General features: G+C 72.1%; 29 protein-coding genes. 18 read left to right on the top strand and 11 right to left on the bottom strand.

What is annotated here, in order from left to right; genetic code table 11:
- Together LE181_RS04850 and LE181_RS04845 are read left to right on the top strand one after the other, a co-directional pair.
- The coding region (locus LE181_RS04850; RefSeq protein ID WP_225659830.1) for a DUF397 domain-containing protein at window positions 1–167 on the top strand (167 nt) is incomplete at its 5' end.
- Between the two features lie 4 nt (window positions 168–171).
- Entirely contained in the window at window positions 172–372 is a 201-nt protein-coding gene (locus LE181_RS04845; protein ID WP_225659822.1) for a DUF397 domain-containing protein, read from the top strand.
- Here the strand turns inward: LE181_RS04845 and LE181_RS04840 are convergent.
- Complete coding sequence (locus tag LE181_RS04840) at window positions 335–763, bottom strand: MarR family winged helix-turn-helix transcriptional regulator (protein ID WP_225659820.1); 429 nt, start codon at window positions 761–763, stop codon at window positions 335–337. The genes LE181_RS04845 and LE181_RS04840 overlap by 38 nt on opposite strands.
- A 14-nt stretch (window positions 764–777) precedes the next feature.
- Window positions 778–1641, bottom strand: coding sequence for an NmrA/HSCARG family protein (locus tag LE181_RS04835; protein ID WP_225659818.1), 864 nt, complete (start codon window positions 1639–1641; stop codon window positions 778–780).
- A gap of 98 nt (window positions 1642–1739) precedes the next feature.
- On the opposite strand from LE181_RS04835, the gene LE181_RS04830 reads away from it, so the two are divergent.
- Window positions 1740–2228, top strand: a complete 489-nt coding sequence (locus tag LE181_RS04830; protein WP_225659816.1) for a MarR family winged helix-turn-helix transcriptional regulator — start codon at window positions 1740–1742, stop codon at window positions 2226–2228.
- Between the two features lie 32 nt (window positions 2229–2260).
- On the opposite strand, the gene LE181_RS04825 is transcribed toward LE181_RS04830, so the two are convergent.
- Window positions 2261–3217, bottom strand: coding sequence for a GlxA family transcriptional regulator (locus tag LE181_RS04825; protein WP_225659815.1), 957 nt, complete (start codon window positions 3215–3217; stop codon window positions 2261–2263).
- Between the two features lie 80 nt (window positions 3218–3297).
- Here LE181_RS04825 and LE181_RS04820 point away from each other — a divergent pair, with 80 nt between their 5' ends.
- The gene (locus tag LE181_RS04820; protein WP_225659828.1) at window positions 3298–4230 is read left to right on the top strand and encodes an NADP-dependent oxidoreductase; all 933 of its coding nucleotides are present in this window, start codon (window positions 3298–3300) and stop codon (window positions 4228–4230) included.
- On the opposite strand, the gene LE181_RS04815 is transcribed toward LE181_RS04820, so the two are convergent.
- Together LE181_RS04815 and LE181_RS04810 are read right to left on the bottom strand one after the other, a co-directional pair.
- Complete coding sequence (locus tag LE181_RS04815) at window positions 4227–4778, bottom strand: RICIN domain-containing protein (protein WP_225659814.1); 552 nt, start codon at window positions 4776–4778, stop codon at window positions 4227–4229. The two genes, LE181_RS04820 and LE181_RS04815, sit on opposite strands and share 4 nt — an antisense overlap.
- Before the next feature lie 153 nt (window positions 4779–4931).
- Complete coding sequence (locus LE181_RS04810; protein WP_225659813.1) at window positions 4932–5141, bottom strand: hypothetical protein; 210 nt, start codon at window positions 5139–5141, stop codon at window positions 4932–4934.
- 261 nt (window positions 5142–5402) lie between these two features.
- On the opposite strand from LE181_RS04810, the gene LE181_RS04805 reads away from it, so the two are divergent.
- Window positions 5403–5897 carry a cupin domain-containing protein gene (locus LE181_RS04805; RefSeq protein WP_225659812.1) on the top strand — a complete coding sequence of 165 codons (495 nt, stop codon included), beginning with the start codon at window positions 5403–5405 and terminating at the stop codon, window positions 5895–5897.
- 26 nt (window positions 5898–5923) lie between these two features.
- Here LE181_RS04805 and LE181_RS04800 read toward each other — a convergent pair whose 3' ends face one another.
- From LE181_RS04800 to LE181_RS04775, 6 genes are all read right to left on the bottom strand, one after another.
- The gene (locus tag LE181_RS04800; RefSeq protein ID WP_225659811.1) at window positions 5924–6346 is read right to left on the bottom strand and encodes a hypothetical protein; all 423 of its coding nucleotides are present in this window, start codon (window positions 6344–6346) and stop codon (window positions 5924–5926) included.
- A gap of 58 nt (window positions 6347–6404) precedes the next feature.
- Window positions 6405–6980, bottom strand: a complete 576-nt coding sequence (locus LE181_RS04795) for a nucleoside deaminase (RefSeq protein WP_225659810.1) — start codon at window positions 6978–6980, stop codon at window positions 6405–6407.
- A gap of 44 nt (window positions 6981–7024) precedes the next feature.
- Entirely contained in the window at window positions 7025–7465 is a 441-nt protein-coding gene (locus tag LE181_RS04790) for a GNAT family N-acetyltransferase (protein WP_225659809.1), read from the bottom strand.
- 99 nt (window positions 7466–7564) lie between these two features.
- Complete coding sequence (locus tag LE181_RS04785; protein ID WP_225659808.1) at window positions 7565–8116, bottom strand: DinB family protein; 552 nt, start codon at window positions 8114–8116, stop codon at window positions 7565–7567.
- Between the two features lie 80 nt (window positions 8117–8196).
- Complete coding sequence (locus LE181_RS32410; protein WP_225659806.1) at window positions 8197–8880, bottom strand: response regulator; 684 nt, start codon at window positions 8878–8880, stop codon at window positions 8197–8199.
- Between the two features lie 119 nt (window positions 8881–8999).
- The gene (locus LE181_RS04775) at window positions 9000–9818 is read right to left on the bottom strand and encodes a response regulator transcription factor (protein ID WP_225659804.1); all 819 of its coding nucleotides are present in this window, start codon (window positions 9816–9818) and stop codon (window positions 9000–9002) included.
- Window positions 9819–10040: 222 nt separating this feature from the next.
- On the opposite strand from LE181_RS04775, the gene LE181_RS04770 reads away from it, so the two are divergent.
- From LE181_RS04770 to mpaP, 13 genes are all read left to right on the top strand, one after another.
- Complete coding sequence (locus LE181_RS04770) at window positions 10041–11000, top strand: LLM class flavin-dependent oxidoreductase (protein ID WP_225659802.1); 960 nt, start codon at window positions 10041–10043, stop codon at window positions 10998–11000.
- Between the two features lie 122 nt (window positions 11001–11122).
- On the top strand, window positions 11123–12199 hold the full coding sequence (mpaB, locus tag LE181_RS04765; protein WP_225659800.1) for a daptide biosynthesis RiPP recognition protein: 1077 nt from the start codon (window positions 11123–11125) through the stop codon (window positions 12197–12199).
- A 7-nt stretch (window positions 12200–12206) separates the two neighbouring features.
- Entirely contained in the window at window positions 12207–13019 is an 813-nt protein-coding gene (gene mpaM / locus LE181_RS04760; RefSeq protein WP_225659798.1) for a daptide-type RiPP biosynthesis methyltransferase, read from the top strand.
- The gene (gene mpaD, locus LE181_RS04755; protein WP_225659796.1) at window positions 13016–14344 is read left to right on the top strand and encodes a daptide-type RiPP biosynthesis aminotransferase; all 1329 of its coding nucleotides are present in this window, start codon (window positions 13016–13018) and stop codon (window positions 14342–14344) included. The genes mpaM and mpaD overlap by 4 nt, the downstream gene beginning before the upstream one ends.
- Window positions 14344–15555 (top strand): daptide-type RiPP biosynthesis dehydogenase, encoded by a 1212-nt coding sequence (mpaC, locus tag LE181_RS04750; protein WP_225659795.1) that lies wholly within the window; start codon window positions 14344–14346, stop codon window positions 15553–15555. The genes mpaD and mpaC overlap by 1 nt, the downstream gene beginning before the upstream one ends.
- Window positions 15556–15632: 77 nt before the next feature.
- Window positions 15633–15806 carry a daptide-type RiPP gene (locus LE181_RS04745; RefSeq protein ID WP_225659793.1) on the top strand — a complete coding sequence of 58 codons (174 nt, stop codon included), beginning with the start codon at window positions 15633–15635 and terminating at the stop codon, window positions 15804–15806.
- A gap of 89 nt (window positions 15807–15895) precedes the next feature.
- Window positions 15896–16057 (top strand): daptide-type RiPP, encoded by a 162-nt coding sequence (locus LE181_RS04740; protein ID WP_225659791.1) that lies wholly within the window; start codon window positions 15896–15898, stop codon window positions 16055–16057.
- Between the two features lie 46 nt (window positions 16058–16103).
- Window positions 16104–16262 carry a daptide-type RiPP gene (locus tag LE181_RS04735; RefSeq protein WP_225659789.1) on the top strand — a complete coding sequence of 53 codons (159 nt, stop codon included), beginning with the start codon at window positions 16104–16106 and terminating at the stop codon, window positions 16260–16262.
- A gap of 59 nt (window positions 16263–16321) precedes the next feature.
- The gene (locus tag LE181_RS04730; protein WP_190110179.1) at window positions 16322–16477 is read left to right on the top strand and encodes a daptide-type RiPP; all 156 of its coding nucleotides are present in this window, start codon (window positions 16322–16324) and stop codon (window positions 16475–16477) included.
- A 140-nt stretch (window positions 16478–16617) separates the two neighbouring features.
- Entirely contained in the window at window positions 16618–16812 is a 195-nt protein-coding gene (locus LE181_RS04725) for a hypothetical protein (protein WP_225659788.1), read from the top strand.
- Window positions 16809–17564, top strand: coding sequence for an ABC transporter ATP-binding protein (locus tag LE181_RS04720; RefSeq protein ID WP_225659787.1), 756 nt, complete (start codon window positions 16809–16811; stop codon window positions 17562–17564). The genes LE181_RS04725 and LE181_RS04720 overlap by 4 nt, the downstream gene beginning before the upstream one ends.
- Entirely contained in the window at window positions 17557–18300 is a 744-nt protein-coding gene (locus tag LE181_RS04715; RefSeq protein WP_225659786.1) for an ABC transporter permease, read from the top strand. The genes LE181_RS04720 and LE181_RS04715 overlap by 8 nt, the downstream gene beginning before the upstream one ends.
- Window positions 18301–18315: 15 nt before the next feature.
- Window positions 18316–19977: a daptide biosynthesis intramembrane metalloprotease gene (gene mpaP, locus LE181_RS04710; protein WP_225659785.1), complete on the top strand. Its 1662-nt coding sequence runs from the start codon at window positions 18316–18318 to the stop codon at window positions 19975–19977.
- The last annotated feature ends 12 nt before the right edge of the window (window positions 19978–19989 follow it).

The raw sequence follows: 19989 nt of genomic DNA, 5'->3' as shown, positions 1-19989 counted from the left end.
GCGAAGAGGCATCTTCATGCGTCTACGTCGCCGCAGCGCCCAGGGGCGCAATACACCTCCGCGAGAGCGACGCCCCGAACGCCGTTCTCACCACGACGCCGGACAGACTCCGCCCCCTCATATCCGCCCTCAAGGCTGGCAGCCTCGACCGAGCCCTGGTGCACTGACGCCATGAGCTCACCCAAGTGGCAGAAGTCCTCGTACAGCGAAGCGGCTTCCTCTTGCCTCTACCTAGCCGCAGGCACGACCGGCGCAATCCACCTCCGCGAAAGCGACACCCCCGACACCGTCCTCACCACCACCCCCGGCAGACTCCGCCCCCTCATATCCGCCCTCAAGGCTGGCAGCCTCGACCGAGCCCTGGTGCACTGAGGTTGCGAGTCATCCGCTCCAGCACACGCACAGCCGTCCGGTACTCCTCCGGCGAGATACCGTCCGTGCACAGCGCGCGGAACGCGTCCACGCGCTCGGCGACCTCGGTCAGGCGCCGACGCCCGCCAGGGGTGAGGGCCAGTCGGCCGGGCGCAGGGCGGGTCGCCCAGCCGTCGGCCAGGACCGTCTCGATGGCTACGGCCAGCACGGAACGGTCCGCATTGGCGGCGAGAGCCGACAAAACACCCGCATCAGTGGCCTCCCCGGCATCCTGGACGACGTTCAGGACCTGCCACGCGAGCCGCGTGAGGCCGAACTCCCCCAGCATGGCGTCCATGTACCGCGTAAGGGCCTTGTCGGTGCGGTTGAGCCAGTAACCGATGGGCTTCATCGAAGGGTGCTCCCTCAGGACAGGAGGGCGGGCCAGTCCTGGGCGGCGGCCCAGTCGGCGAAGGTGTGCCAGCCGACCTCGGGGTAGTCGCGGCGCAGACCGGCGACATCCACGTCGAGGCCGGCCGCGGCGAAGTAGTCGAACATGGCGGCCAGGTCCTCCGACCGGCTCCGGACGTAGTCCAGCGGCACCTCGCGGTGGGCGACCGGGCGACCGAGGGCAGCCGCCAGGGCATCGGCGATGCCGGCCGGGGTGAGCTCGTCCGAGGCGATGTCGATGCGACGGCCGGCGAACTCGTCGCGGCGCTGCAGAACGAGGGCCGCGAAGGCGCCGATGTCGGCGGCAGGGATCAGGGTGAGCGGCTGATCCGTCGGCATGGGCCAGGCGAAGGTGCCGTCGCGCAGCCCGTCGAGGGTCCAGCCGCCGGCGTAGTTGTCCATGAAGGCCGCGGGGGCGATCACCGTCCAGGGCACGCCGGCCGCACGCAGGTGCTGCTCGATGGCGTGCTTGCTCTCGTAGTGCGGGACGCCGGTGCCGCGGTCGGCGTGGGCGGCGGAGGTGAAGACCACGTGGCCGAGACGGGCGGCCGCCGCGGCGTCGACGAGGGCCTTGCCCTGGCGGGTCTCGGTGGCGATGCCGGTGCCGAAGGGGGTGGTGACCGCGAAGAGGGAGTCCGCTCCGGCGAGGGCGGCGTCGAGGGAGGCCGGGTCGTCGAAGTCGGCGTGACGGACGTCGGCGCCGAGGGCGCGCAGGGCGTCGGCGGCGGGCGAGTCGGTCCGGCGGGTGAGCGCGCGGACGCGGTGGCCGGCGGTCAGCAGGGCGCGGGCGGTGGCCCCGCCCTGGGCTCCGGTGGCTCCGGTGACGGCGACGGTGAGCATGGAAGTGTCCCCCCTGGACTAGAGTTGCTGCGTGACGCATTAGCTGCGCCACGCAGAAGATTAGGGGACATTGCTGCGTCGCGCAGCGAATTTGGAGTGTGATCCAGGTGACAGAGCCGCGCCGGGCCCGGCTGTACGAGGAGTTGTCGAAGGAGTCCCGCCGCTACCTGGCGGCGTACGTGCTGTTCAACCAGGCCGTCGCCGATCACCTGGGGCTCCACCCGACGGATGTGCAGTGCCTGAGCCTGCTGACGGCGGAGCCCGGCCCGTTCACCGTCCGGCAGATCGCCGACATGACGGGGCTGACGACGGGCTCGGCCACCCGGCTGGTGGACCGGCTGGAGCGCGGGGGCTACGTCATGCGCGCCCCCGACCAGGAGGACCGCCGCCGGGTGCTGGTCAGCCCGGTGCCGGAGCGCATCGCCCGGGTCACCGCGGTGTGGGACGACCTCGGCGAGGCGTGGCAGGGGCTGCTCGACGAGCACACCGACGACGAACTGGAGGTGATCACCCGCCACATGCGGCGGGCGCACGACCTCAGCCACGCGCAGATGGAGCGTCTGCGGTCGCGGCCGAAGCCGGAGTGAGCCGCCCGACGGGCGACGGGGCGACGGGCCCGTCAGGCCCGGAACGTGCGGCGGTAGGCACCCGGGGAGACCCCGATCGCGGCGTGCAGCCGCTGCCGCAGCGTGGCGTCCGTGCCGAAGCCGACGCGTTCGGCGATGCGGGAGACGGGCAGGTCGCTGCTCTCCAGCAGGTGGCGGGCCAGGTCGACGCGCTGCTGGGTCAGCCACTGGCCCGGGCTGAGGCCCACCTCGGCGCGGAAGTGCCGGGTGAACGTGCGGCGGCTCATGCCCGCGTGCCGGGCGAGGTCGGTCAGCTGGAGCGGTTCGTGCAGGCGGTCCAGGGCCCAGGCGCGGGTCGCGGACGTTCCGGCGTCGAAGCTCTGCGGCACGGGCCGCTCCACGTACTGGGCCTGGCCCCCTTCCCGCTGCGGGGGGACGACGCAGCGCCGGGCCACCTGGTTGGCGACGGCGCTGCCGTGGTCCCGGCGGATCAGGTGCAGGATCAGGTCGATGCCGGCCGCGGCGCCCGCCGAGGTGAGGATGCGGCCGGCGTCCACGAACAGCACGTCGGGCGCGAGCTCGACCTCCGGGTAGAGCCGCTGGAAGCGGGCGGCCTCGTACCAGTGCGTGGCCGCGCCCTTGCCGTCCAGGAGCCCCGCCGCCGCCATCACGAACGTGGCGATGCAGATGCCCACGATGCGGGCGTCCGGCCGGATGAGGGCGAGCGCCTCGGCGGTGCGGCGCGGCAGGGCGTCGCGGTCGACGATCTGGCCGAAGTTCTCGGAGGCGGGGATGACGACGGTGTCGGCCGTGGCGAGCACCGACGCGTCGTGCTCGACGGCGATGGAGTAGTCGGCGTCCGTCCTGACCGGCCGGCCGTCCAGGGAGCAGGTGATCACTTCGTAGAGCGGCTGCAGGTCGGGGTCGGTGGCGACGCCGAACAGCCGCGCGGCGAGGCTCAGCTCGAACGGGATGACGCCGTCCAGCGCCAGGACCACTACACGATGCATGGCCCAATGCTTGCACATCGTGGCCCCCGGGCCACTGTTTTCCCAGGTCGTGGTCGACGGAGCATGGGCGCATGCACAAGATGAAGGCAATCAGCCAGAACACGTACGGCGGTCCCGAGGTCCTGCAGGCGGTCGAGATCGACCGCCCGCAGCCCGGGCCCTCGCAGGTGCTCGTCCGCGTCCGCGCGGCGGGCATGAACCCGACCGACTGGAAGCACCGCCGGTTTCCGGGCTTCCTCGACCGGTTTCCCCTGGTGCTCGGCTGGGACGTCTCCGGCGTCGTCGAGGCCGTGGGCATGGGTGTGACGATCCACAAGCCGGGCGACGAGGTCTTCGGCATGGTGCCGTACCCCTACGGGGCCGGCACGTTCGCCGAGTACGTGGTCGTCCCGGCGCGGGCCCTGGTCCGCAAGCCGGAGGGCGTCGACCACGTGCAGGCGGGCGCGGTCCCGCTGGCCGCGCTGACGGCGTGGCAGGCCCTGGTGGACACGGCGGACCTCCGGCCGGGCCAGCGGGTGCTGATCCACGCGGCCGCGGGCGGCGTGGGCCACCTCGCCGTGCAGATCGCCAAGGAGCGGGGCGCGTACGTGATCGGTACGGCCAGCGCCCCCAAGCACGCGCTGCTGCGGGAGCTCGGCGTCGACGAGGCGGTCGACTACCGGAACCAGGACTTCACGGAGATCGAGCCGGTCGATGTGGTCCTGGACACGATCGGCGGCGACACGGCCGCCCGTTCCCTCGACGTCCTGAAGCCCGGCGGGCAGCTGATCACCATCGCCATCACGTCGATGCCCGCGGACCTCCCCGCACGTGGCGCCGAGCGCGGCATCGAGGTGACGCCCGTTCTCGTCGAGGCCGACCAGGGAGGCATGCGCGCCATCGCGGACCTGATGGCCGCGGGGAAGCTCAAGCCCGTCATCGAGGCCACGTTCCCGCTGGAGCAGGCCGCCGAGGGCCACGCGCTGGGCGACACGAACCGGGTCGCCGGGAAGGTCGTCCTGACCCTCCCCTAGGCCGGGGAGATCTTCCACATCTGGTTGTTCCCGCCCCAGCAGGTCCAGTTGTGGACGTTGGCGCCGTTCACATTGCCACGGCGGGTGTCCACGTCCAGGCACTTGCTGTTGTGCCGTGACACCACGTAGTAGTAGCCATCGCCGATGTAGTCCAGTTTCCACTGCTGGTTCGCACCTCCCCAGCAGTGGTACTGGTGCACGTTGCCCCCGAAGTCGCCGTCGGCCTTGCGGGTATCGACGTCCAGGCACTTACCGCTGTGCTGAGCGGTGAGGTAGTAGTAGCCGTCACCGGTCGGTGTGAGCTTCCAGCGCTGGTTGGCGACGCCCACACAGTCCCACTGATGGATGTTCGCCTCGTCCAGATTGCTGCCACCCGCTACATCGAGGCACCGGCCGCTGTAGCGGGAGGTGAAGACGCTGTACGTATCGAGCGACCGCCCCTCGGCGGCGGGTCTCGCACCGGAGGTCGCAGCGCTGGCCACTCCCATGGTCCCCAGCGTTGCGGTCAGTGTTGCAACGGCGACGACGCCCCACCTGCGTTCGCGCATGAGCCTCACCCTTCTCGACAGACCATTCAGCGTCACAGTGGCCTGGGGAAGCGTCGCCCGGCAGCGCCGAAACCAGTCGAAGTGCAGCGCGGGGAAAATCCGTCCCGAGGGGCAGGTGTGTGCACGCACCTGCCCCTCGGCGTCGGGTACGGCTCAGAGGACCGGCGCCAGGGAAACGGGCAGGCTCACGAGCTGGCCACCCAGTGCGCCCACCGCGACAAGGGAGTTGGCGTGCCCCGTGACGAGATCGCCCAAGAGGCTCACGTCGGCGTCCGCCTGCGCCGGGGTCGCCAGTACGGCACTCCCCAACGCCAGCATGAGGGTGGCGGCGGCAATCGTTGCGATGCGGCGGACAGGCTTCATTCGCGGACTCCTCGTCTGCAGGGGCACGATCCGCGAGCGCCCTACCCCCGGAGGGCCGGGGCCCACGCCCCGCGTGCGCGCATGCGCTGCACCGCGCGCCGTGGCGCCGGAGGCCGGCCCGGGCCCGTACGAGGGGGCACAGCACCCCAGAATTGACCTTCGTTTTCCGGTGGGAATTGCACCCTTCACCGGGTCTTCCCGGTTCCTAGAGTGGTGATCACCACGAGGGCAGACGCCCCGTCCGGAACAAGGAGAGCCCTCATGACCAGCAAGAACAGCGACTTCGCCCCCGTCCTCACCCGCGCTGCGGAAGCCGAGGTCACGCGCGACCCCAGCAGCGTCATCACGCTGCTGGCCGACTCCGACACCACGGGCGGTCTGCTGACCAGCTACCGCTCCACGTTCGCCGAGGGAGCGCCCGGCGCGCCGGCCCACTTCCACACCCGGGCCGCCGAGATGTTCTACGTCATCGACGGCTCACTGCAGGTGCTGCTGGACCAGGAGATCAAGGTGCTGAACGCCGGCGACTTCCTCCTCGTACCGCCGCGCACCCACCACGCCTTCGCCGCCGCGCCGGGCTGCGAGGCCGACGTCCTGATCACCTTCACGCCCGGCATGGCGCGCTTCGACTACATGCGCCTGCTGAACCGGGTCATGCGCGGCGAGGCGAGCCCGCAGGAGATCAGGGACTCCTCCGAGCGCTTCGACAATCACTACGTCGACAGCCCGGTGTGGAACGCCGCCCTCAACGCGTGAGCGGGCGACGGCCCCACGCGCTGCCGCTACCGGCAATAGGCGTGCGCGGTGGCGACGATGGGCGTCGCCTGCTTGGGCGTGAGGTCGAGTTCCCGCATCGTCTTCTTGGCCTGGTCACCGAGGGCCTGACCGCGGGCGGCGCAGAACGCGTCGCCGTGCTCGACGAGGACGTCGTCGCTGATGCGGTCCAGGTCCGGGTAGTTCTTCCGCAGGGTCCGGAGGTAGACCTCGCGCATCGGCCCCGTCAGCCGGCGCGCCTCGGCCGGGCTGTCCGACGGACTTCCGGAGGGAGCGGCGGCGGGCGTCGAGGCAGCCGCCGAAGCGGACGCCGACGCGGAAGCCGACGCCGCCGGGGCACTGGAGCGGCTGTCACCGGATGCGTCGCACGCCGAGGCCCCGAGAGCGGCGGCCGTCAGGCAGAGGGCGAGCAGGGGCAGGCGCTTGTACATGAATCTCCAGATCCACAGATATACACAGATACACAGGGAAAGCAGAGAACATTCTCCCCTATGTCCGGTAGAGCGGATCCGTGAGCCCGGCCCGTACGTCGTGGGCCAGTGCCGGGTGCGGCAATCCGCGCGTCCTGCGGACGAGTTCGTCAACGGAGACGTCGATCTGAGGCATCCCCCAGGCGATGAGCTTGGCCACCGACGTGCCGTACGCGATGCCGCGGACTCCGCCCCACAGCAGGGCGCCCGCGCACATCGCGCAGGGCTCGGCGGTGGTGACCACGACGTGCCCGGACAGGGCGAGGCCGTCCGCTGCGGCCAGGCGCACGAGGTTCGTCTCCGCGTGAGCCGTGGGGTCACCGCTCTCGGTGGTGTTCCCGGCCCCGGGCCCCACCGCACCGGTGGCCGCGTCGACGAGCACCGCGCCGAAGGGCCACTTCACCGACGACCGGGCGTACTCGACGGCCGCGGGCATCGCCCGCCGGACCGCCGCCCGCAGCTGCGGCGGCCAGTCCCCGGTCCAGCCGGTGCCGGCGCTCGCGGCGGGCGCGAGCGGCAGCGGAGCGGCGGCAGCCCCGGCCGCGGCCGTCGTGAGGGTCAGGAACGTTCGCCGCGACGGGGTGAGGGAGGTCACGGCGTCACCCTAGGCCGTACCGGGGCCGTCCGGGCAGAGCGCCGCTACGGGTGCGTCGTCAGCGACTTGAACAGGTACACGTCGGCGTGTCCGCCCGGCACGCCCGGCACGCGGCCGACCTCCGTGTAGCCGTGCCGCTGGTAGAAGCCCGGGGCCTGGAAGGTGTACGAGGAGACCATCACCCGGTCGCAGCCGCGGCGCACGGCCTCCGCTTCGGCGGCCCGCAGCAGCTTCGCGCCCCAGCCGTCGGCGCGGCTGGACTCGCGCACCCAGAGCAGGTCGATGCCGCACAGGCCGCCCCAGGTCCAGGCGGTGAGGCCGCCGATCAGCTCGCCGTCCTCGTCGGTGACCTTCACGGACAGCTCGCCGTGCGGGGCGTGGCCGGTGGCGGCTTCGTTGAAGTCGTCGAGTTCGTTCTCCAGGCGCGCGGTGAGGCCGGCGTCGCCGTCACCGACGGCCAGGACCGGCTTGTGCACAGTCGTCATGGTCCGCAGTAAGGCACACGGCACGCGACGGACGCCACCCCAATTCCTGCGTCCGGGATTCCTGCGTCCGGGCCGGGGTGCGTTCCGCGCTCCCCGCGCCTACATCCCCACGCGACCGTCGATCCGTTCGCGCAGCAGGTCGGCGTGGCCGTTGTGGCGGGCGTACTCCTCGACCAGCACCAGCACCTCGCGCAGGGAGAGCTGCCCGTGCCAGGGGTCCCGGCACGTGACGTCGAGGGTGGGCGCCTCGGCGACGAACCGTTCGCTGAAGGCGACTTCGTCCCGCCACGCCCGCCACGCCTCGGCGACGACCTGGGGGTCGGGCACCGCGCCGTCGAAGTCGCCGTCGGGGTCGTTGTCGGAGCGGAAGAGCGGCGGCACGTCCTGCAGGGACAGCCGCCGCCGGAACCAGATCCGCTCCACCTCGGCCATGTGCCGCACCAGCCCCAGCAGCGACATCGTCGACGGCTCGACGGCCCGCCGTGCGAGCTCGTCGGCGCCGAGGCCGGCGCACTTCAACTCCAGCGTGAGGCGCTGGCACCGCAGGAACTCGACGAGCGTGGCCCGCTCCCCCGCCGGGGAGGTCCCGCCCTCCCGCGGATCGTCCTCGGCCTCGACGAACCTCTGCGCGCGCTGCCTGGGGCTGCCCATGCGGTCCATCGTGACCGACACATCACCCGCCCGGCCAGACCTCGTCGGCCCGAACGATGGGGGGGACGGCACCGGCCGGATCACGCCACCGCCGCCGCCAGACCCGCTGCGCTGGCCATCACCGCCGCCTGCACGCGGTTGTTGACGCCCAGCTTGGCGTAGGACGCCTTCACGTGGTCCTTCACCGTGTTGGTGCTGAGCATCAGCATGCGGCTGATCTCGGTGTTCGACATGCCCGCCGCCAGCAGTGCGAGGACCTCCTGTTCGCGGCCCGTCAGGCGTGGGGCCACCGGGCGGGTGGCCCGGGAGGGTGCGGGGGCGGGGGGTGCCGCCGGGGTCGTCCAGGGGCTGTCGTCGTGCATCGCGGCCGCCGCCGTGCGGGAGAGGATGAAGCCTCCCGAGGCCAGCAGGCAGACGGCGTGGACGAGTTCGGACGTCGTGATGTCCTTGACGAGGTACGCGGCCGCCCCCGCGCCCAGCACGGCGTTGATCTGGTGGCGTTCGGCGCCGGCGGTCAGGGTCGCGACGGCCGGCGGGTGGTCGAGGGAGCGGATGGCCTTGAGGACGGCCGGCCCGTCGGGGCCGTCGGCGGCGAAGAGTTGGAGGTCCAGGAGGACGACGTCCGGCCGGTGGCGTTCCACCGCCTCGACCGCGCCCAGGCCGTCGCAGACCACGGGGACCTCCATACCGGGTTCACCCTGAAGGATCTCCCGAAGCCCCGAACGCACCAAAGCCTCATCACTGATGACAATTACCCGTATCACAGGCTCCCCCGAGCGTGCCTTTGATTGGCCGAAGTCAATCGAACTTTACCATCACTTTGCATGACTCCTCGGCCAAGGAGCCTGCGAATGCCAGGTCTTGCGCCCTGTGCGCCCTACCGCTAGGCGGCCGCGAGCGCCGGCGCGGGCGGTGCGCCCGCCCCGGTGAGGCCCGCCTGCCAGGCGATCGCCGCCGCGCGCACGCGGTTGTCCGCGCCCAGCTTGGTGAGGACTCCGCCCACGTGGTTCTTCACCGTCTCCGCGCTGATCACCAGCCGGTCGGCGATCTCCCGGTTGGACATCCCGTCCGCCAGCAGCACCAGAACTTCCCGCTCCCGTGGTGTGAGAGAGGCAAGTCGCGGGCATGCGGACTCGCACGGCACCTGAACCCCTTCCGCCACCCCGGTCACAGAGGAGGACGAGGAAGACGGGGAGGACCCGGTCCGTACGACGCCTGCCGCCACGACACCCGACGCCTGCGCGAGAGCCGATGCCCCCGCAAGACCCGATGCCTGCGCAAGGCCCGTTGCCTGCGCTATGCCTGACGCCGCCGTGCACGCCTCCGGTTCCACTCCGGCGCACGCCAATGCGCGCACCGCGTGCAGCAGTTCCTGCGGGTCGCTCCCGCGGCCCAGGCAACCGGCCGCCCCCGCCGCCAGTGCGCGCGCTCTGTGGTCGGCAGAGACGGGCACGGGCGTGAGGAGGAGCACCTTGGGCGCGGGCGTCAGTTCCCGCAGGCGTTCGATCAGGGCCAGGCCGTCGGTCTCCCCCGACGGTCCGGCACTCAGGAGAACCACGGCGGGGCGTACCGCCGCCATGCGGGCGAGCGCCTGGCCGCTCCCGCCCTCCGCCACGACGCTCAGCGTCTCGTCCGTCTCCAGCACGGCCCGCAGGCAGGCACGGAAGAGCACCTCGTCATCGATTATCGCGGTCCTTATCACGCTGCGATCCCCCTCGCTTGTGATCACGCACATCTCCCACGTCGGCGTGGTGGGAGCGAGAGTAGCGGACGCTCATCCTCCTCTACCTCCCCCCGGAGGGTGGGGCTCCGCCTAACCGACCCCCCGATCGAGGGGGAACAAACCCCCAGGTCAGGGGGTAGTGGCAGAGCTTGCCCGGACAGCAGGATGGAGTCATCGCCCCACCCGAACGGATTTCAACCGATGACCGCCTACTCAGTCCTTATGCCCTTTCTGCCCCGTCGGCCGGAGCAGGTCCTGCCGTACGCGGCGATGGTGCACTGGACCCACGCCGAGCGGCTGTGGCAGGGTCAGGCGCTCATGGTCGAGCCGCACCAGGGCTTCGCCTACGCGGCCGGCGCCGGCTTCCGGGTGCCGGTCGGACTGGGCGTCACGCTCATGCCGCTGCGGCACCCGTACGAGGCGGCCCTCCAGGCCCGCTCGGTGGCCCTGACCACCGGACACCCGGTGGTCGCGGGCTTCGGCCCGGGGGCACGGCCCTTCCAGCAGAGCCTGCTGGGCGCGCCGTACCGCAGCCCGCTGACGCTGGCCCGCGAGTACCTCACGGCGGTGCGCGGACTGCTCGACGGGAAGACGGTCGAGTCCCAAGGGGAGTACTTCTCCGGCCACATGGCCCTGCCGCCGTTCCCGGCGCCCAAGGTCGAGGTGGGACTCGGGGTGCTGCGGCCGGGCATGGCCCGGCTCGCCGGTGAGGTGGCCGACCGGGCCATCACCTGGCTGACGCCGGCCTCCTACCTGCGCGACACCGTCGTCCCGGCGATGACGGAGGGCGCCGGGGCGGCGGGCCGCACGCGGCCCAGGCTGACGGCCATGGTGCCGCTGGCCCTCGCCCGCCCCGGCCGCAACGCCGCCGAACTGGCCCTGGCCAGCAACGGGGCGCACATGAAGGGCCCGCACTACATCGACATGCTCCGCAGGTCGGGCATCGACGTCACCGGGACGGACGAGAAGGCCAACGCCGAGGCGCTCGTCGCCGGCGGGGCGTTCCTCTACGGGGACCGGGACGAGCTGGCCGTCCAGCTCAAGGCGTACGAGGAGGCCGGCGTGGACGAGATCGTCCTGAACGTCACCGGCGTCTGCAACGCCCAGGGCCCGCAGGCCGCGATGGACGAACTCAAGACTCTGCTGGCCGCGTTGGCCTGAACCACCCGCTCCTGCACGGCACCACCGGCACCGAGCACGTACGTCGACCCGGCGCATCCCGCGAGCAGTGCGACTTCCGCACGCTCCGCGAGGCGATGTGCTGCACCACGAAGGGGGAATCAATGTCCGAGATCAAAGAACGCCTGATGTCCTGGGCCACGGGCCGGACCGTCCCGGGGACGGCCACCGCCGCCGCGACGGACGGCAGTTGCCGCACCGTCGTCCTGGAGAGCGCCGAGCACCTGGAGCAGCTCCTCGCCTCGGACGTCGTCGGTCCGGGCACCACGGTCCTCGCCCCCGAAGGGGCCACGGCGGACGACGGCACCGCCGGCGCGGTCGTCGCGTACGGCGGCTCGGCCGCCGAGTCCGGCGCCGAGTTCTCCCTCGGCACCGACTTCTACCTGCAGGTGCAGAGCTACGGCATCAGCGGCTACATGTCGGTGATCGGCCCCACCCTGGTCCGCATCGCCGACACCGCGGACTTCGAGGCGTACGTGGCGGACGCCGAACTGGCCCGCCAGGACGGCACGTTCCCCGAATTCCTCACCTCCCCCGTCATCCAGCTCGCCGACCTGCCGGCCCTCGGCACCGGGCACGCCGGCTCCGGTCCTGCGCTGCGGCTGTACGTCGCGGCGACGGGCGCCGTCTCCACCTCCCCCGGCGGCCTCCCCCTGGGCACGGCGGGCGACGGCCTGGCCGCACTCACCGCACGGTGGCAGCAGCTCAACGACGACGCCGGACACCCCTGCGCGGTCAGCCTCGGCACGGCCGTACCGGAGGAGATCCGCACCGCCGCGCTGGCACAGCGCCCGTGGCTCGGCCGCTACCTCGCCGCGCTCGACGCCCTGCGGAACCTGGCCGGCCGCCAGGTGACCGGCGTGCGCGTCTCCGGCTTCGGCGGCCGGTCCGTACCGGCGCTCGCCGACGTCACCGACCCTGCGGACGCCACCGGCACCGACGTGCCGCTGCTGCTGTGGACGGACGAGGCGGCCTACGTCTACGCGCCGGAAACAGACCGGATGCTCGGTCTGCGACGGGAGGCCGTCGCGCTCGTCGAGCCGCTGCTGGTCGCCGGTTCCGTCGAGGCCGCGGCCGCGTACGCGGACCGGGAGGCGCTGGAGCAGGTGGAGCGGGCGTTCGCCGACGCGGGCGTGCCCCTCACGGCCCGCACCCCCGCACTCGCCACGGCCGGACGGTGACCCGGCCATGACCACGATCACCACGACCATTCCCGGGCGCGCCGGCGAACTGCTGGCGGCACTCGGTGACCGCGCGGTCCTGCACGACATGTACGACCCGTACGGCTCGCAGGTCTACCACGGGCTGTCCCAGCACGGCGATCACGAGATCCGCGAGCTGCTGGGCATCATCCGGCAGCTGCCCGGGCCGGTCCTGGACCTGGCGGCCGGCTCCGGCCGGCTGACCATGCCCTTCCTGGCCATGGGCCGCGAGGTGACGGCGCTGGAGCTGTCGCCGAGCATGCTGGAGCTGCTCGGGGCCCGCCTGGACACCGCACCGGCGGCGCTGCGCGAGCGGTGCACGGTGGTCCCGGGCGACATGAGCGACTTCTCCCTCGGCCGGCGCTTCGGCGCGGTCGTCCTGGGCACCACCACCGTCTCGCTGCTGGACGAGGCCGGCCGGCCCGGCCTGTACCGCTCGGTGCGCGAGCACCTGGTGGAGGGCGGCCGGTTCCTGCTGTCGACCGTGGAGATGGACGCGGCACGGTCCGGCGAGAACGAGGCCGAGATGATCGTCCCCGCGGGCGAGTCCACCCTCCGCATGTTCGAGTACTGGGCGCCCGGCGACGCCGCGCGCACCGTCACGGTCTTCCCCGGCGAGCTCGACGAGGCCGGCGAGGGCGAGGTGCACGTGTGCACCACCACCATCGGAGTCCTGCCCGCCGACCGGCTGGAGGCCGAACTCGCGGAGGCCGGCTTCGCCGTGCGCGCCCGGCATCCGCTGCCCATGGCGGGCGTGCGCCACCCGAGCGTGCTGCTGGAAGCGGAGGTCATCGCATGACGGACGACGGCATGACGAACGACATCATGACGGAGCCCCCCGCGTCCCCGCGGACGATGCATCCGCTGTGGCCCTCCCTCCTCGCCCCGGAGCTGCAGGGCAGCGACGAGCTGTGCGCGGTGTCGGCGGAAGGCGTCCGCGTCCGCTTCACCGACGGCCGGGAACTGCTCGACGGCTCCAGCGGCCTGTGGAACACCAACATCGGCTACGGCAATGCGGCCATCGCCGACGCGGCCGCCCGCGCCCTGCGCGACGCCTCGTACCTGAGCGTCTTCCGCTACGAGAACGTCCACGCCCGTGAGGCCGCGACCGCCCTGCTCGACGTGTGCGGCGCCGACCACTACGGACGGGTGCTGTTCTCGACGTCCGGCGGCGCGGCCAACGACCTGGCGATGAAGGTCGCCCGGCACTACCACGCCCTGCGCGGCGAGGAGCGGCGCAAGGTCGTCGTCGGCCTGCGCGGCAGCTACCACGGCCTGACCTACGGCAGCTTCGGGCTGACCGGCGAGAACCTGGGCCAGCAGCTGTACGGTGTGGACCAGCGGCTGATCCGTCACGTGACGCCCAACGAGCCCGGCGACATCGCCGAGCTGATGAAGCGTCAGGGCTCGCAGGTCGCGGCCGTCGTGGTCGAGCCCGTGCTCGGCAGCGGCGCGGTGCCGCTGACGGAGGAGTACGTCGCCGAGCTGCTGCGGCTGCGCGAGGAGTACGGCTTCCTGCTGGTGGCCGACGAGGTGGCGACCGGCTTCGGCCGGACGGGTTCCTTCTTCGCCTCCCAGGAGTGGGCCGGGCAGCCGGACCTGCTGATCGCGTCCAAGGGGCTGACCAACGGCACCAGCGCGGCGGCCGTCGTGGTCGCCGCCCGCTCGGTGGCGGCCGCCTTCGAGGACGGCGGGGCGGTCCTGACGCACGGCGAGACGCAGGCGGGCACGCCCGTCACCTGTGCGACGATCCTCGCCACCATCTCCGAGATGCGGCGCCTGGACGCGGTGGCGAAGGGCAAGCGGCTGGCCGCGCACCTGGACACCCTGCTGTCCGGGCTGGTCGCCTCGCACCCGCTGGTGGCGGACACGACGGGCCTCGGCCTCTTCCGCTCGCTGCGGCTCCTCGGCGCCGACGGCTCACCGCTGCCGCAGGCAGAGGTGCCGGCGCTGGTCGCGGCGATCCGGCGGGCGGGTGCGATCGTGCACCCGGGCGTCAACGGCGTCCAGCTCTTCCCGGCCCTGACCTACACCGAGGCGGAGCTGGCGGAACTGCTGGAGTGCATCCTGGCGGGGCTGGCCGCGCACGTCGCGGGCACCGGGACGCGGGCCGGAGCGCGCTAGTGAGCGACGACACCGGCGGGGCCACCTCGCTGCTGTACGGCTGTGCGACGTTCGGCCGCTGGCTCGCGGGGCGGGAGGAGCGCAGGATCACCCTGCTCGTCGACTCCGCCCTCGTGGACACGGACGTCGTCGCGACGGTCCGCACGCTGGTGGCGTCGCCGGGCCGGCACACCGAGCTCGTCCCGCTGAGCGGGCCGGGCGACGTGGACAGCGTCCTCGCCCTGGCCGGCCGGCTGGACGGCAGCGAACTGGTCGTCGGCATCGGCGGCGGCTCGCTGCTGGACCAGGCGAAGCTGGCGACGGTGGCCCGGGACGACCGCGACGTGCGCACCCGCCTCTCGCTGCCGCAGCGCAGCGGGCTGGTCGTCCTGCCGGAGTTCACCGGCCGGGGGCTGCCGCTGGCGGCGGTCCCCACCACGGTGGGCACCGGCACGGAGGTCAGCGGGGTGGCCTGCCTCGCGCACCCCGGCGGCAAGCGGCTGGTACTGGGCATGTCCCTGCAGCCCGAGGTCGCGGTGCTGGACGCGGCGGCGACCGCCACCCTGCCCGGCGAGCTGCTGGCCGAAGGGGTGCTGGAGGCGCTGTTCCGGGTGACGAGCCCGTACATCGGCGACCACCGGGCCACGCCGACGGAGGACGCGCTGGTCGAGACCGTCGCCGAACGCCTGGTGACGCTGGGGCACGCCCTGGCGGCCGCCAGGGCGGCGGCGCCGCCGCAGGCCCCCGTGGCCGATGCCGCGCTGCGGCTGGAGATCGCCAAGGTCAGCGGCCTGAGCCACAACGCGTGGCTGCACCACGGCCGCGACCCGTACGCGGTCAAGGGCTGGCTCCTCGCCAACGAGCTGTCGTGGGCGCTGGGCGTACGCAAGATGACGGCCGTGGCCGCCCTCCTGCCGCCCCTGTGGCGGGCCATCTCGGACGACGAGGACCGGCTCGGATCGGCGGCACGGCTGGAGCGGTTGTGGTCCCGGCTGCGGACGGCCGGACCCGAACCGCTGCCGGCCGAACCGGCGGCGGGCGTCCGGGCCCTGATCGACGCCTGGCGCGTGGACGGCCGTCTGACGGCCGACGCCGCCGCGCTGGACGCCGTCGCCCGGCGGACGGTGCGGGCCTGGGGCGCCGGACTGCCGATGCTCGGCGGGCTCACCGCCGGCGACGTGCGCCGGCTGCTGGCGGCCGCCGTGCACGCCGGCCCCGCCGCCGGCGCATAAGACTTCCGTGCCCCGACGGGGCGCGGATGAATACGGGACCCGACGGGTCCCGACGGAAAAGGGAAAGGGGAAGAACTATGCAGAACGAGCGCGTCGCCACGGCGACCGAGACTGCGGTCAACCTGGAGCTGGGTCTCCAGGAGCTGGAGGCCATGGAGGCCCCGGGCTTCTGGTCCACCGCCGGTGGCGTCGCCACGGGCATCGGCGTGGTGTCGATCGTCGGCTACGCCGCGGTTTCCCTCGCCACCTGATTCCCCCCGGCCGGCCGGCCGTCATGCGGTGAATGCCGCTGCGGGCCGGCCGGCCCGAATACCCCGAACGTCAGGAAAGGAGGTGTGACATGCAGGAGAACTTCCCCATGGAGGCCGCCGGTTTCGAGCCGGTTCTGGAACTCGGTCTTCAGGAGCTGGAGGCCATGGAGGCCCCGGGCTGGTGGACCGTCGGTGCCGTGGCCAGTGCGGTCGGCAGTGCCGCTCTGAGCATCGCGTCCGTCATCACCTGACGCATTCGGGTGGATCAACCCACGGAAAACACAAGGGGGGTGTGACATGCAGGAAATTTCCCTTCAGGAGACGGCCGCCTTCGAGCCGGCTCTGGAGCTGGGCCTCCAGGAGCTGGAGGCCATGGAGGCGCCGGGCTGGTGGACGGTCGGCGCGGCCGCGGTGACGAGTGCCGCCGTCGGCATCTCGATCAGCATCGCCACCTGAGGCGCCTGATCCATCGGTTGTTTTCCGTTTTCGACTGAAACATAGAAAAGGAGCGTGACATGCAGGAGAACAAGTTCGAGCAGGAGCTGGAGCTCGGTCTGCAGGAGCTGGAGGCCATGGAGGCCCCTGACTTCTGGTCCGGTTTCAAGCAGGGCGCGACGATCAGCCTCGGCTCCCTCGTGCTCTACAGCACGGTCGCCTCGATCGCCACCTGAGCCGTCACCACGCGGTTCGTCACCCGGTCCTCCCAAGGACCTGTGTGTGATTAATGTTTGACACCGGGGTTCCGCGGCAACGATGTGCCGTTGCCGCGGAACCCCGCAAGCACTGAACGCGAGAAGCAGAAGGATTCGATATGAGCGACAACCAGCAGAACCGGCAAATGAACGTAAAACTCTGTATCGCGTCCATGATTCTCGTGTTGGTGCTTCTGGTCGGGAATGCCGTGTTCACCGGCCTCGCCCAGTGGATTTTCCTCGCCGTGATGGCCGTCGCCATCATCGGCTGCGTCGGCCGTGTCGTCGCGAATATCCAGGCGGACCGCCGATGACCGGCGACGCCGTCGTCGAACTCCGCGGCCTGACCAAGCGGTTCGGCACCATGACCGCGGTGGAGGACGTCTCCTTCGAGGTGCGCTCCGGCCGCATCGTGGGCCTGCTCGGCCGCAACGGCGCGGGCAAGACGACCTCGCTGCGCATGCTGCTCGGCCTGATGCTCCCCACCTCGGGCACGGCCACCGTCTTCGGCCACCGCTACCAGGACCTGCCGCGCGCCGCCCACCGGGTCGGCGTCAGCATGGACGGCATCAACCCGCTGCCGGGCACCACCGCCCGCCGCGAACTGCGCATCTGGGCCCGCTCGCTGGGGCTGCCGGCCGCGCGCGCGGACGAGGTGCTGGGCCAGGTCGGGCTGGACGACCGGGCCGACCGGAAGGTCAAGGGCTATTCGACGGGCATGAAGCAGCGCCTGGCCCTGGCCACCGCCCTGCTGTCCGACCCCGAGCTGCTGGTGCTCGACGAGCCCGCCAACGGCCTCGACCCCGACGGCATCCGCTGGCTGCGCACGATGCTGCGCTCGCTGGCCGACGAGGGCCGCACCGTGCTGGTCTCCAGTCACCTGCTGGCCGAGATCGAGCAGACCGTGGACGACGTGGTCGTCGTGCAGCGCACCCTGCGCTACGCGGGGCCGCTGAGCGACCTCACCTCCGATGGCACCGAAAGCCTGGAGGATCGTTTCTTCTCGCTGGTCGGCTCCCCCTCGGGCGCCACCGGCACGACGGCCAAGGAGCGCGTCGATGCGTGACCTGCTTCCCGCCGAGTGGATGAAGGCGTGGGCCGGCCGGACCTGGCTGATCTGCGCGGCATCCGGCTCCTTCATGTCGCTGCTGGCGTCCCTCGGCTACGCCAGCGACACCGACAAGAAGATCACCGAGCAGCACATGGACCTCGCCACCATCACCAATGACTCGGTGCGTGCGTGGATGATGACCTTCCTGTTCGCCTCGCTCTTCGGTGCGATCTTCGTCGTCCGCGAGTACACCGCGGGCACCATCGGCCGCTCGGTCCTGCTGAGCGGCACCCGTAGCCGCCTGTTCGCCGCCAAGGCGCTGGTGGGCACGGCGATGGGCGCGCTGTCCGGACTGCTCGCCGTCGCGCTGGCGTTCGCCGCCACCTACGGCGCACTCGCCTCGAACGGCCACAGCCCGGAGATCACCCGGGAGACCTGGCTGATCGCCGCGGGCATCTTCGCCTGCAACGTGCTCGCCGGCCCCTGGGGCGTCCTGTTCGGCTGGATCATCCGGCACCAGGTCGGCGCCGTGACGACGCTGCTCGCCCTCACGCTGATCGTCGACCCGGCCCTGCAGCGGCTGGTCCCCGACGTCGGCAAGTTCCTGATGACGATCGCCATGAGCTCGGTGTACCGGGACGGCAAGCCCGAACTCCTCTCGGAGCCCATCGCGTTCCTGGTCATCGCCGGCTGGCTGGCCGCCGCCTGGTTCGGCGCCCGCAAGCTGTTCCTCACCCGCGACATCACCTAAGGCGGGACCGTAGCCATGTCCTCCAGAACCGCAACCGCGACCCGTGAGCCGTCCCCCGCCGCGCTGGCCCGGCCACGCATCGCCGATGACGTGACCGTCCACGCACCGGACCGGGACGGCGCCCCCTGGGTCATCCAGCGCGGTCGCCACCAGTACTTCCGGGTGCAGGCCGACCTGGCGCGGCTGGCCCGCGCCGTGGACGGCACGCGCGACCACTCGGGCCTCGCCGAGGTCCTGGGGCCGCCGTGGACGCCCGAGGTCGTGAGCGTCGCGGTGCGCAAACTGGCGGACTCCCGGCTGCTGGACGACGGCGCGGAGGCGGGACGCAAGCGGAAGAACCGGGGTACCTGGATCCGCTTCGTCCCGCCCCTGACCGTGCAGTTCACGCTCCTCAAGCCGGAGCGCGTGCTGCGCCGCCTGACGCCCCTGCTCAACGCCCTGGCCACCCGGGCCGCCGCCGTGGTGGCGGCGGTGGCCGTCCTGGGCGGCCTGCTCGCCCTCGCCGCCCAGGGCGCCGAGCTGCGCACCGCGCTCGGCCAGCCCCTGCCGGTCCCGGTCTACCTCGCGGTGGCCCTCGGGATGCTCGCCACCACCTGTGTGCACGAGATGGGGCACGGCGCGGTCCTCACCTACTACGGTGGCCGCCCGAGCCGCATGGGCGTGATGCTCTTCTACCTCTCCCCGGCCTTCTTCTGCGACGTCTCCGACGGCTGGCGGCTGTCGGAGAAGGCGCACCGCGTGCGCGTCGCCCTCGCCGGCATCGCCACCCAGACGGTGATCGCGGGCACCACGGGCATCACCACGCTGTTCGTGGACGACGCCTCGGTCCGCGCCGGCATGCTCGTCTTCACCGTGTCCACGTACGTGACCGGTCTGCTGAACCTGCTGCCCTTCATCAAGCTCGACGGCTACATCGCGCTGATGAGCCACCTGGACCTGCCGCACCTGCGGGACCGTGCCATGACCGACGGCCGCCGCTTCATCGCCAAGGTCCTCTTCGGCGGCCGCTACGAGCGCGAACTGCCCCAGCTGCCCTGGTCGGTCGCCTACGGCCTGGCCTGCATGGCCTTCCCGTTCTACATCGTCACCAGCGCCATGAGCCTGTGGTCCGACACCGCCCAGCGCCTCGGCCCGGTCGGCGCCTCGCTCGTGCTGTGCGGCATGGCCTACTTCCTCTACCACCTCGGCCGCGGCTTCACGCGGCTCCTGGGCGAGGCGCGCAGGGCGGGCGCCCGCACCTGGCGCACCGTCGTCGCCACGGCGCTGACCGTCGCGGGCATCGGCGCGCTCCTGCTGTGCGTCAAGCTTCCCTACGCCGTCTCCGGCGGCTACGTCCGCGACGCCCGGGGCGACGTCCGGCTGGTCCTGCCGCCCTCGGCCGACCGCTCCGTGATCGTCAAGGGCACGACCGTGCAGCTGTTCCGCTCGGGCGTGACCACCAAGGAGCGCACGGGCACGGCCGTCGTGACCGACGCCCGCGGCAAGGACACCACCGCACCGCTGTCGGCCTTCCTGCCCGTACGGACCGACGGCCTGCCGCAGATCGTCGTCGGCTACCGGCTCCACGTGACCCAGGCCCCCGCCGACCGGACCGGCACGGCCGAGGTGAACGCCGGGAAGCTGCCGCTGTGGGACTGGCTCTACAGCAAGTACGTGGCGCCGGCCTGGCGCTGGTGACGCCGGCCCGCA

The organism is Streptomyces sichuanensis, assembly GCF_020328095.1.
GTDB lineage: Bacteria > Actinomycetota > Actinomycetes > Streptomycetales > Streptomycetaceae > Streptomyces > Streptomyces cinnamoneus.
This window is presented reverse-complemented; position numbering and strand designations above follow the sequence as displayed.